This is a genomic window from Streptomyces chryseus (assembly GCF_014650755.1).
Lineage (GTDB): Bacteria > Actinomycetota > Actinomycetes > Streptomycetales > Streptomycetaceae > Streptomyces > Streptomyces chryseus.
Genome location: NZ_BMVO01000012.1, coordinates 187,181 through 199,182 on the forward strand (window position 1 = coordinate 187,181; position 12,002 = coordinate 199,182).

The following is a 12,002-nucleotide window of genomic DNA, read 5'->3' on the forward strand; positions in this document are numbered from 1 at the left end:
CTTACCCATCTGCGGATGTACGCCGTCTACAGCGCCGCCCGGGTACGTTCCACCAGCCGCACGACCGACGCGTCGGCCACGCCCGCCACCTCGTCGTACGGGAACCAGCGCAGATCCAGCGACTCCTCGCTGATCGCCTCGACCGCCCCGCCCGGCGCCAGCGCGGCGTACTGCACGTCCAGGTGCCAGTTGCAGGGCGCCGGGATCGGATGCCGGTCCAGCCGCACCGGGCCGCCGGGCAGCAGCGTGAGCCCCGCGATGCCGGACTCCTCCGTGGCCTCGCGCAGCGCGGCGTCGCTCAGCGTCGCGTCCCCGGGCTCGCAGTGGCCGCCCATCTGGAGCCACATGTTCAGCTTGCGGTGCAGCGTCAGCAGCACTTGCCCGCGCTCCGGATCGACGACCAGCGCGCTCGCAGTGAGGTGCCCCGCCTCGCAGGCCTTCCACATCCCGTCGGGGTGCGCCGACAGATGATCGAGGTACGTACGGCGCAGTTCGTCCTGGTCCTCGTAGCTCTTCAGTACGAGGACCGCGTCGTCGTGCAGGCTCACTTGTCGCTGTCGCCCTCTGCGTCGTTCTTGTCCTCGCCGTCCGTGTCCTTCTTCAGGTCCGGCTTGCGCGGGCTGCCTCCGGCCGCCTCGCCGAGCATCTTGTCGATCTCGGAGAAGTCCATCTGCTCGCGGTGCACGAACCCGTCCGGGTCGTCCAGGTCCTCGGCCGTCGGCAGCATGTCCGGGTGCTCCCACAGCGCGTCGCGCCCGTCCAGGCCGCGCGCGTCCGTGAGCGAGGCCCACAGCCGCGCCGCGTCCCGCAGCCGCCGCGGACGCAGCTCGAGGCCGATGAGCGTCGCGAAGGTCTGCTCGGCGGGACCACCGGAGGCGCGGCGCCTGCGCAGCGTCTCCCGCAGCGCGTCCGCCGACGCGAGCCGCGGCTTGGCCGCCTCGTGCACCACGGCGTCCACCCAGCCCTCGACCAGCGCGAGCGCCGTCTCCAGACGGGCCAGCGCCGCCTTCTGCGCGGGGGTGTCCTCCGGCTGGAACATGCCCTGCTGGAGTGCTTCCTGCAGCTGCTCCGGGTGCGACGGATCGAGCTGGCCGACCACGTCCTCCAGCTTCGAGGTGTCGACCTGGATGCCGCGCGCGTATCCCTCGACCGCGCCGAACAGGTGCGAGCGCAGCCACGGCACGTGGGCGAAGAGCCGCTGGTGAGCGGCCTCGCGCAGCGCCAGGTACAACCGCACCTCGTTCTTGTCGACGCCCAGGTCCTTGCCGAACGCCTCGATGTTCAGCGGCAGCAGCGCGGCCTTGCCCGCCGGGCCCAGCGGCAGCCCGACGTCGGTGGAGCCGACCACCTCGCCCGCCAGTACGCCCACGGCCTGCCCGATCTGCTGGCCGAACATCGCGCCGCCCATGGACCGCATCATCCCGAGCAGCGGGCCCGCCATGGCCTGCATCTCCTCGGGCAGTACGTCGCCCATGGCCGCTCCGACGCGCTCGGCGACCGGGTCCACCAGCTGCTGCCACGCGGGCAGGGTCGCCTCGACCCATTCCGCGCGGCTCCACGCCACCGACGTGGCGGCGCCGGAGGGCAGTGAGGTCACGCCGTCCAGCCACAGATCGGCCAGACGCACCGCCTCCTCGACGGCGGACCGCTCGCCGGGGCTCACGCTGGAGTCCTTGGAGCCGTCAGCCGTGCCCTGCGCGACCGTCTGGCGGGCGATGTCCTTGGCCATGCCCCAGTTCACCGGACCGCCCTCGTAGCTGAGCATCTGCCCGAGCTGCTGGAAGGCCGCGCCCAGGTCGTTCGGGTTCAGCGAGCCGAACATCGCGGCGAACGGATTGTCGCCGCCGCCCGGGCCGCCCGCGCCGCCCGGCAGACCGAACCCGCCGAACGGGTTCGCCGGACCCTGGCCACCCTGGCCACCGCCCTCGCTGCCCTTCTTCTTGCCATCGTCGCCGTCCTCCGGCTCCTCCGGCGGAAGGCCGAATCCGAATGGGGTGTCACTCACGGGTTTCCTCGGCTCGTAAGGCCGCCGGCTCAGGCCGGCGGCAGCTGCCCGACATCACCACCCAGCGTAGACACCGGAGCCCGAGAAGGGCTCGGTGCTCCGCCAGGACTCCGCCTGCGGCAGGATGGACGCCACCTGGTCCGTACGCGCCAACGCGTGTACGTACTGAAGACAACCGCTGGAGACGCCTGGTGAGTTCCCCAGATCCGCAGGTTCGCGCATCGCAGAGCGCCGAAGTTCGCCAGAGGCGAAACGACTCGGCCCGGGCCGGCCGTGGCCCCGTCGTCGCGGTCACGGGCGCCGCCTCGGGCATCGGCGCGCTGCTGACCCGGCGCCTTGCCGCGTCCGACGAGATCAAACAGGTCGTGGCGATCGACGAGCGCCGCGGCGACGTGGCCGAGGCGCACTGGCACATCCTGGACGTACGCGACCCGGCCATCGCGGAGAAGCTCAGGGGCGCCGACGTCGTGGTGCACCTCGCACTCGACCTCGACCTGGAGTCGGACCCCGCCGCCCGTACGGCGTACAACGTGCGGGGCACCCAGACGGTGCTCACCGCCGCCGCGGCCGCCGGCGTCCACCGGGTCGTGCTGTGCACCTCGGCCATGGTCTACGGCGCCCTGCCCGACAACGACATCCCGCTGTCCGAGGACGCGGAGCTGCGCGCCACCGCGGAGGCCGCCGGCGTCGGCGACCTGCTGGAGATCGAACGCCTCGGCCGCCGCGCGCCCCGCGCGCACCCCGGCCTGAACGTGACCATGGTGCGCCCCGCGGTCCTGGTCGGCGGTACGGACACCGCCCTCACCCGGTACTTCGAGTCGCCCCGCCTCCTGGTCGTCGCCGGGTCCCGTCCCACCTGGCAGTTCTGCCACGTCGAGGACCTGGTCGCGGCGCTCGAGTACGCCGCGCTGGAGAAGGTCGACGGCGAACTGGCGGTCGGCTGCGACGGCTGGCTGGAACAGGAGGAGGTCGAGGAGCTCAGCGGCATCCGCCGCATGGAGCTGCCCTCCGCGGTCGCCCTGGGCGCCGCCGCCCGCCTGCACCGGATCGGCCTCACGCCGTCCCCGGCCGGCGACCTCGCGTACACGATGCACCCGTGGGTGGTGAGCGTGAGCCGGCTCCACGCGGCGGGCTGGCGGCCGCGGTGGACCAACGAGGAGGTACTGACCGAACTGCTGGAGGAGGTCGCGGGCCGGCACACCGTCGCGGGCCGCCGCCTGGGCCGCAAGGACGCCACAGCCGCCGGCGCCGCGGGCGCCACCGTCGCACTGCTGGGCACGGCCGCGCTGGTACGCCGCGTGCGCAAGGCGCGGGGCCGCATGTAGGACTCTCCATACCAAGGGCCCGTACAGCCGGTCGAAAGCGCTATTCCGCAATGTCAGTGCGGTACGGCACGATGGGCAGCATGGCAGGAACGCATTCCCACCCGGGCGAGCAGGCGGCGCAGGACCCCATCCGGCTGCTGGCGATTCGCGACACCCCGCTCTCGGTCGACGAGATCTTCAGAGCCGTGGGGGACGACGCCGCGGGCGGCACCGCGCTGTTCGTCGGCACCGTGCGCAACCACGACGGCGGCGCCGACGTGGACAGACTGGGCTACTCCTGTCACCCGTCCGCCGAGGACGAACTACGCCGGGTGGCCGAAAAGGTCGCCGCGGATTTCCCCGTGCGCGCCCTGGCGGCCGTCCACCGTGTGGGTGACCTGGAGGTCGGTGACCTCGCCGTGGTCGTGGCGGTCTCCTGTCCCCACCGGGGCGAGGCTTTCGAGGCCTGCCGCAGGCTGATCGACGATCTGAAGCACGAAGTGCCGATCTGGAAGCACCAGACGTTCTCCGACGGCACGGACGAATGGGTCGGAGCCTGCTGAAAGGATCTCCGTCGAAACCTGGGCGGCGCGCAAGCGCCCCGATTTGCGTAACCGGGCCCCTGCCGTGAGCGTTGGACGCACCGGTGGCTAATCTGCTGATCGGCCCAACGCGGTCGGTCCCTAGGGGTCGGGAGGTCGGGATGGCGGCACTCGCGTGGTTGCTGATTCCGCTTTTCGCTGCACTCGGTGCTGCGATATGGGCGAGCTGGACAGCCAGAAACCGGACGGCCGGCGACGTCTCCGAACTCGCCGGCTACGCGCGGTTCCGGGAGGCGATGGAGAAGTCCCATTCCGGTTCCGGCGTCGTCTGACGAAGCGTGAAGCCGACCCGACCGTACGTCCGGGCCCCGTGGTCCCGTACGGACCGGCCCCAGCGGTGTACTGACAGACCCGTCCCGTACTGTCGTTCCATGCCACGCCGCACAGTGACGATGCTCGCCTCCACCCTCATCCTGATCGCGCTGCTGTGCGCGGGCGTCTTCATCAAGGTCCCCTACTCGGAGATGTCCCCCGGGCCCACGTTCGACACGCTCGGCGAGGCCAAGGGCGAGCCGGTGCTCCAGGTCTCCGGTCGCAAGACGTACCCCACGAGCGGCCATCTCAATATGACGACGGTCAGAGTCACCGGCGCGGACTACAGGATGAACCTGGTCGAGGCGGTCTACGGCTGGCTGGCGCACGACAGCGTGGTGGTTCCGCACGACACGCTCTACCCGGACGGCAAGACGGAAGAGCAGTCGACGCAGGAGAACGCCGAGGAGTTCAGCCAGTCCCAGGAGAGCGCCAAGACCGCCGCGCTGCGGGAGCTGGGCATCCCGGTGAAGACCCGGGTCGTGGTGTCGACCGTCCTCAAGGACAGCCCCGCCGAGGGCAGGCTGCACGCGGGCGACGTCATCAAGGCCGTGGACGGTACGGCCGTCAAGGACCCCAAGGACGTGGCCAAGCTCGTCACCCGGCACAAGCCCACCGAGAAGGCCGTCTTCACGATCGTCCCCGCGCAGGACGCCGCCGCGGCGGAGAAGGCGGGCAAGGAGCCGGTCGGCAGCAAGGACGTCGTCGTCACGACGAAGAAGGCCGACGACGACGACCGTGCCGTCGTCGGCATCCAGGCCGGGCCCGACCACACTTTCCCGTTCAGCATCGACATCAAGCTGGTGGACGTCGGCGGTCCCAGCGCCGGCCTGATGTTCTCGCTCGGCATCGTCGACAAGCTCACGCCCGGCCCGCTGACCGGCGGGAAGTTCGTCGCGGGCACCGGCACGATCGACGACGTCGGCAAGGTCGGTCCGATCGGCGGCATCGAGATGAAGACGGTCGGCGCGCGTCAAGCGGGCGCCCAGTACTTCCTCACGCCCGAGGACAACTGCGCGGCGGCGGCCGCCGACATCCCCGACGGCCTCACCCTGGTGAAGGTCAAGGCGATCGACGACGCGAGGAAGTCGCTGGAGAAGATCCGTGGCGGGGACACGACCGGCCTGCCGCGGTGCACGACGGGCTGACCGCCGGCGACCGGCGGTCAGCCCCCGGGCCGCTACGCCTCGAAGGTCGCGGCCAGGGCCTCGGCCAGCCCCGGGACGAGCATGGCTCCGGTGAGCACCTCGGTGGGGGAGTCCTTCTCCCGCAGCCGCAGCGCCGACTCGCGCACGCCGTTGCGCAGCACGGCCACCGTCATGCGGACCTCCTGGCGGTCGGGGTGCTCCGCGACCCACTTCGCCAGCTGGGCCTCGTTCAGTCCCTCGGGCACGGACGCCTCGGCGGACGGCGGGAGCATCAGCCGCTCCACCGTGAGCGCGCAGCCGGCCACCGCGTCGGGCCAGGCGATCGTCGCGAGGAACTCGTCGAGCGGGGTGCCCGACGGGATCTCTTCCTGCTCGACAGGCGTCAGCGTGGCCGCCGGCTCGCCCTCGGCAAGGCCGAGCTGGGCGGCGAGGCCCGGCTCCTGGGCGCGCAGCTGGGCGGTGTCGACGAGGGCGAACAGCCTCGCCGGCTGGTCCCAGCCGAGGCCGGAGGTGTATTCGTCGATTTCGAGCACGGCTCGGGTGAGCGGGCTCGTGGCCATGGGGGGCCCGGAGGGGGAAACGTTGGACATGGTCGACATCCTGCCTCCTTCGGACCCCAAAGCGGGAACTGAGTAAAGCTTCAGTAAGTTGCATGAGTGGGCTCTACGATCGCGGAGCCTGCTTCTACGACAGCGAACTTTCGAGGTGCGCACCTTGGCTTTCCAGATGCCGGACCGCGGCGGAGGCCCGACAGGGCCACGGATCAGAGTCGGCCGCCCGTCCCGGCGTGTCCGGACCCTGCTCATGACTTTGGGCGTCCTGGCCGTCCTGGCCATGGCGTTTGTCATGTTCGCCGGGTTCTGGACGGACTGGCTCTGGTACCGCTCGGTCAACTATTCGTCCGTTTTCACCACCACCCTGTGGACCAAGATCGGGCTCTTCGCCGTCTTCGGGCTGCTGATGGCGCTCGCCGTCGGTGTGAACATCTGGCTCGCGCACCGGCTCCGGCCGCCGCTGAGCGCGATGTCCCTGGAGCAGCAGAACCTGGACCGCTACCGGATGGGCATCGCCCCGTACAAGAAGTGGGTGCTCCTCGGGGTCACCGCTCTGGTCGGGCTGATCGCCGGGGCCTCCGCGTCCGGGCAGTGGCGCACCTGGCTCATGTGGGTCAACGGTGTGTCCTTCGGTCAGAAGGACCCGCAGTTCCAGCTGGACGTGTCGTTCTTCGCGTTCGACCTGCCCTGGTACCGCTTCCTGCTCGGTTTCGGCTTCGCGGCCGCCGTGCTCTCCCTGATCGCCGCCGCGCTCGTGCACTACCTGTACGGCGGGCTGCGGATCACCAGCCCGGGCGCCAGGGCCACCGCAGCGGCCACCGGCCACCTGTCGGTGCTGCTCGGCATCTTCGTGGCGCTGAAGGCCGTCGCGTACTGGCTCGACCGGTACGGGCTCGCGGTGAAGTCGAGCGACTTCAAGGCCACGGGCAACTGGGCCGGCCTGCGCTACGTCGACGCGAACGCCTACCTCCCGGCGAAGACGATCCTCTTCTGCATCGCCGTCATCTGCGCGCTGCTGTTCTTCGCGACGCTGTGGCGCCGCACCTGGCAGCTTCCCGTCATCGGCTTCGGCCTGATGGTGCTCTCGGCGATCCTCATCGGCGGGCTCTACCCGGCGATCGTGCAGAAGTTCCAGGTCCAGCCGAACGAGCAGGCCAAGGAATCGCCGTACATCAAGAAGAACATCGACGCGACGCGCAAGGCGTACGGCATCGACGACGCCAAGGTGGACGACTACCAGGGCGTCGGCGACAGCAAGGACAACTCGCAGCTGCGCAAGGACGCCGACTCGGCGGCCAACTACCGGCTGATCGATCCGAACGTCGTCCCGCCGACCTTCGACCAGCTCCAGCAGGAACGTAAGTACTACCAGTTCCCCACGACCCTGGACGTGGACCGCTACAAGGGCCAGGACACGGTCGTCGGTCTGCGCGAGCTGGACCTCCAGGGCATCCCCAAGCGCAACTGGATCAACGACCACTTCACGTACACCCACGGTTACGGCGTGGTCGCGGCCAAGGGCACGGCGGTCAAGCCGGACACCGAGGGTGCCCCGGACTTCACCGAGTCCGGTCTGCCGACCGAGGGCACGCTCGGCACGTACGAGCAGCGGATCTACTACGGCGAGAAGACCCAGCAGTACTCGATCGTGGGCGGCCCGCAGAAGGAGCTCGACTACGAGAAGAACGGCGAGCCCACCAAGACCACGAGCTACAAGGGCAAGTCCGGGGTCAACCTGTCGAACCCGCTGAACCGCGCCGCGTACGCGGTGTCCTTCAGCGAGCCGCAGATCCTCTACTCGGGAGCCATCGGCGAGGGCTCGCGGATCCTGTACAACCGCACGCCCAAGGAGCGCGTCGAGGCGGTCGCGCCGTGGCTGTCCCTCGACGGCGACGCCTACCCGGCGGTCGTCAACGGACGCGTCCAGTGGATCGTCGACGCGTACACCACCACGAACGGCTACCCCTACGCGTCGCGCACGACGCTCGGGGACACCACGGCGGACTCGCTGTCGCAGACCGACAGCCAGCGCGCGGTGATCGCCCAGCAGAACCAGGTCAACTACATCCGCAACTCGGTGAAGGCCACCGTCGACGCGTACGACGGCACGGTCAAGCTGTACCAGTGGGACACCGAGGACCCGGTCCTCAAGACCTGGATGAAGGCGTTCCCGGACACGGTGAAGCCGAAGGGCGACATCGCGCCCGCCCTGATGGAGCACCTGCGCTACCCGCAGGACCTCTTCAAGGTGCAGCGCGAGCTGCTCACCCGCTACCACGTCGAGAGCCCGTCGCAGTTCTACAGCGGCAGTGACGCGTGGCAGGTGCCGGACGACCCGACGACGGGTGAGAAGAGCTCCGTACCGCCGTACTACCTGAGCCTGAAGATGCCGCAGGAGCAGGACCGCAAGTTCTCGCTCACGACGACGTTCACCCCCAACGGGCGCCCGAACCTCGGTGCGTTCATGGCGGTCGACGCCGACGCGTCGAGCAAGGACTACGGCACGATAAGGCTGTTGAGAGTCACGGGCGACGTGCCGGGTCCGCAGCAGGTGCAGAACCGGCTCAACAGCAACGCCGAAGTCGCGGAGTTCGTCAGGAACATGAAGGGTGCCAACTCGGACATCGAGTACGGCAACCTGCTGACGATCCCGCTGAACGACGGCTTCCTGTACGTCGAGCCGGTGTACGCGCAGGGCAACAACGCCTATCCGCTCCTGAAGAAGGTCGCCGTGTCGTACGGCAGGGAGACCGTCTTCAAGAACACGCTCGGTGAGGCGTTGAACGCCGTCTTCGGCGAGGAGGGTGAGACGCCGCCTCCGCCGGGCGACGGTGACACCACCACGCCGCCGTCCGAGGGCGACGAGTCGCTGCAGAAGGCCATCGAGGACGCCCAGAAGGCGTACGACGAGGGCGAGGCCGCATTGAAGGAGCAGGACTGGACCGCCTACGGCGAGGCCCAGGAGAAGCTCCAGGACGCGCTGCAGCGGGCCGCGGACGCGGGTGCCGAGACCGAGGCGCCGGCCAGCCCGGGCGCCGAGGGCGAGAAGCCCGACAAGGCCGCCGGGCAGGACGAGAAGGGCGACCAGAAGGGCAGCTGAGCTGGGACATCCCCGCGCCGTGGTACTGTTTGAACACAACGGCGCGGGGTGGAGCAGCTCGGTAGCTCGCTGGGCTCATAACCCAGAGGTCGCAGGTTCAAATCCTGTCCCCGCTACTCAGAAGAAGACGAGGGCCCGGATCTCGAAAGAGATCCGGGCCTTTGTTGTGCGCCCGGACCGTCCGTGCGCCCGTGCGAAGCGTCCTTCATGCGGGGGGAGTTGGGGATCAGGCGTTTGGAGTGTCTCTCTGTGGGCATGTCGACAAAACGCCGAAGTGACCTTACTGGCTGCGGTATACCAGGTGTACGCGGGTTGCGGGTGGTGCGACGATGGTTTTTATGGGGGACAGGACAACTCTGTTGGAGACAGGGCGGTTTGTGCAGCGACATCAGGAGCACGCTGTGGACACCGTGGAGACCGCTGAGGACGAGTCCGAGGCGAGGCACCGCCGCGCCGCCGAGAACGGCGACACCGAGTCCATGAGCGTGCTCGGCTCGCTGCTGCTGCGCCGGGGGGACCTCGACGGCGCCGAGCCGTACCTGCGCGCCGCGACCGCCGACGGCGACCGCGCCGCCGCGAACAACCTGGGCGTACTCCTGCACCAGCGCGGATACGCCGACGAGGCGGCCGGCTGGTGGCGCATCGCCGCCGTGGCCGGGTCCGCCGCCGCCGCGCACGCGCTCGGCCGGCACTACCGCGAGCGCGGCGACGAGCCCGCCGCCGAGTACTGGCTGCGCCAGTCCGCCGAGCAGGGGCACGCGCTGGGCGCCTACGCCCTCGCCGACCTCCTGGAGCACCGCAGCGACGTGGGCGCCGAGCGGTGGCTGCGCGCTGCCGCCGAGCAGGGGCACCGGGAAGCGGCGTACCGCCTGGCCCGCACACTGGACCGCCGCGCGGCGGCGGAGGCGCGGACCGGCGTGGGCGCCGCCGGGATCCTCCCGGGTGACGCGGGCACGCCCGGCGGCCGCCGGGACGGCCGCTCCGGCGCCGTCAGGGGCCGCGGCCACCTGGACTTCGACACGGGCACCCGGCACCCCGGCGCGGCCGCGGCCGCGCGTACGGGCTCCGGGCTCGGCCCTTCGGGCACGCGCTACCCCGGCTTCGGCTACGCGGAGGCCGAGGACGGTTCCGGCGCGGTCGCCGGGGAGCTCGAGGGCCCGGTCACCGGTGTGCGCCGGGAGGGTACGGACGCCGACCCGCCGGCCGTGAAGGCCCAGGGCCGGGCCGCCGGCACGGCCGGGGGCCCCGGCACCGGTACGCGCCACGCCGTGGGGAGCGGCCGTACCGGCGCGGGCCCCGGCACCGGGACCCGGCACACCGGGACCGGGGCCGGGGAGCTGCCCCCGGCCGTCGAGGCCGAGCAGTGGTACCGCCAGGCCGCCGCGCGCGGTCACCGGCGCGCCGCCCTGCACCTCGGCGCCATCCTGGAGGAGCGGGGCGAGCTCAAGGAGGCCGGGCGCTGGTACCTCACCTCGGCCAAGGACGGCGAGCCCCGGGCGGCCTGCGCGCTGGGCTTCCTGCTGCGCGACGCCGGGGACGAGGAGAGCGCCGCCGTGTGGTGGCTGCGCGCCGCCCAGGACGGCGACGGCAACGCGGCCAACGCGCTGGGCGCCCTGCACGCCGCGCGCGGCGAGCAGCAGACCGCCGAGCGCTGGTACCGCGCGGCTCTCGACGCCGGTGACGTCAACGGGGCGTACAACCTCGGGCTGCTCTGCGCCGCCCAGGGGCGTACCGCCCAGGCCGACCAGTGGTACCGCCGCGCGGCCTACGCCGGCCACCGCGAGGCCGCCAACGCGCTCGCCATCCTGCTGCTCCAGGGCGGGGACGCGGCCGGCGCCGAGCCCTGGTTCTCCAAGGCCGCCGAGGCCGGCAGCGTCGACGCCGCCTTCAACCTCGGCATCCTCCACGCCGGGCGCGGCGACGACCGTACGGCCTTCGTCTGGTACGAGCGCGCCGCCGCCGCCGGGCACACCGAGGCCGCGCTCCAGGTCGGCATCGCCCTGCTGCGCGACGGCGAGGAGCAGGACGCCGAGCGGCACCTGCGCTGCGCGGCGGGCAGCGGCAGCGCCGAGGCGGCGTTCCGGCTCGCCACGCTGCTCGACAGCCGGCAGCCCCCGGCGGGGCCGCCCGGGCTCGGCGAGACGCTGAACGAGAAGACCGAGTGCGAGGAGTGGTACGAGCGGGCCGCCGAGCAGGGGCACCGCCGCGCCCAGGTACGGGTGGGCATGCTCGCCGCGGGGCGGGGCGACCTGGAGGGCGCCGCGCGCTGGTACCGGGAGGCCGCCGAGGCGGGCAGCCGCAACGGCGCCTTCAACCTCGGGCTGCTGCTGGCCCGCGAGGGGAGCGAGCCGGAGGCCGCCCTGTGGTGGTCCCGGGCCGCGCACGCGGGCCACGGCCGCGCCGCGCTGCGCCTCGCGCTGCTCGCGGCCCGCCACGGCGAGCTGGACGAGGGCGAGCGGTGGTGCGCGCGGGCCGTCGAGCTCGGCCCCGCGGAGGTCGCCGAGCGGGCGGCGCGCCTGCGTGAGGCCCTGCACCAGGAACTCACCGCGTAGGCCGGTGTGGCCACGGCTGCTGGCGGATCGTTTCGCCACTGGCCACCCCCTGGTTCGCCACCGGTCACCGCGGAGACAGGGGAACGGATTTGCGCCGGTCGGCAGGGCGACGTACAGTCGTGTTTACCGACGCGGGGTGGAGCAGCTCGGTAGCTCGCTGGGCTCATAACCCAGAGGTCGCAGGTTCAAATCCTGTCCCCGCTACTGATGAAGTAGCCGAAGGCCCGGATCTCGAAAGAGATCCGGGCCTTCGTCGTACCCGGACCCGTTGTATCCCGTTGTATACGGACACGCGTGCGCGGACGAACGGCGAAGGGCCCGGCACCGGAATTCCGGGACATTGTTGGTTAATTCGGGCCCTGCTTTGCCCGTCGAGCGTCAGCTCGGCGGGGCAAAGTGCTGCGAAGTGGCTGGTGCGGGTGCCG

The 12,002-nt window shown here is 71.3% G+C and carries 9 protein-coding genes and 2 tRNA genes; 8 read left to right on the forward strand and 3 right to left on the reverse strand.

Annotation, left to right across the window (positions count from 1 at the left end):
- Nucleotides 1–26 precede the first annotated feature (26 nt).
- Nucleotides 27–548, reverse strand: a complete 522-nt coding sequence (locus tag IE185_RS19735; RefSeq protein ID WP_138895834.1) for an NUDIX hydrolase — start codon at nucleotides 546–548, stop codon at nucleotides 27–29.
- The gene (locus tag IE185_RS19740) at nucleotides 545–2,005 is read right to left on the reverse strand and encodes a zinc-dependent metalloprotease (protein WP_138895835.1); all 1,461 of its coding nucleotides are present in this window, start codon (nucleotides 2,003–2,005) and stop codon (nucleotides 545–547) included. Before IE185_RS19740 ends, IE185_RS19735 begins: the two co-directional genes overlap by 4 nt.
- Before the next feature lie 191 nt (nucleotides 2,006–2,196).
- Here IE185_RS19740 and IE185_RS19745 point away from each other — a divergent pair, with 191 nt between their 5' ends.
- From IE185_RS19745 to IE185_RS19760, 4 genes are all read left to right on the forward strand, one after another.
- A complete protein-coding gene (locus IE185_RS19745; protein ID WP_138895836.1) occupies nucleotides 2,197–3,330 on the forward strand; it encodes an SDR family oxidoreductase in 1,134 nt (377 codons plus the stop codon).
- An 80-nt stretch (nucleotides 3,331–3,410) separates the two neighbouring features.
- Complete coding sequence (locus tag IE185_RS19750; RefSeq protein WP_138895837.1) at nucleotides 3,411–3,872, forward strand: molybdenum cofactor biosynthesis protein MoaE; 462 nt, start codon at nucleotides 3,411–3,413, stop codon at nucleotides 3,870–3,872.
- Between the two features lie 140 nt (nucleotides 3,873–4,012).
- Nucleotides 4,013–4,183, forward strand: a complete 171-nt coding sequence (locus IE185_RS19755) for a hypothetical protein (RefSeq protein ID WP_167518880.1) — start codon at nucleotides 4,013–4,015, stop codon at nucleotides 4,181–4,183.
- Nucleotides 4,184–4,282: 99 nt separating this feature from the next.
- Entirely contained in the window at nucleotides 4,283–5,371 is a 1,089-nt protein-coding gene (locus IE185_RS19760; RefSeq protein ID WP_138895838.1) for a YlbL family protein, read from the forward strand.
- 32 nt (nucleotides 5,372–5,403) lie between these two features.
- Here IE185_RS19760 and IE185_RS19765 read toward each other — a convergent pair whose 3' ends face one another.
- Complete coding sequence (locus IE185_RS19765) at nucleotides 5,404–5,961, reverse strand: PPA1309 family protein (protein WP_167518879.1); 558 nt, start codon at nucleotides 5,959–5,961, stop codon at nucleotides 5,404–5,406.
- A gap of 136 nt (nucleotides 5,962–6,097) precedes the next feature.
- Here IE185_RS19765 and IE185_RS19770 point away from each other — a divergent pair, with 136 nt between their 5' ends.
- From IE185_RS19770 to IE185_RS19785, 4 genes are all read left to right on the forward strand, one after another.
- On the forward strand, nucleotides 6,098–9,025 hold the full coding sequence (locus IE185_RS19770) for a UPF0182 family membrane protein (RefSeq protein ID WP_138895841.1): 2,928 nt from the start codon (nucleotides 6,098–6,100) through the stop codon (nucleotides 9,023–9,025).
- A gap of 42 nt (nucleotides 9,026–9,067) precedes the next feature.
- Nucleotides 9,068–9,141: transfer RNA gene (locus tag IE185_RS19775), tRNA-Met, on the forward strand.
- 213 nt (nucleotides 9,142–9,354) lie between these two features.
- Nucleotides 9,355–11,577: a tetratricopeptide repeat protein gene (locus IE185_RS19780; protein ID WP_189715644.1), complete on the forward strand. Its 2,223-nt coding sequence runs from the start codon at nucleotides 9,355–9,357 to the stop codon at nucleotides 11,575–11,577.
- Nucleotides 11,578–11,707: 130 nt separating this feature from the next.
- Nucleotides 11,708–11,781: transfer RNA gene (locus IE185_RS19785), tRNA-Met, on the forward strand.
- Nucleotides 11,782–12,002: the final 221 nt, after the last annotated feature.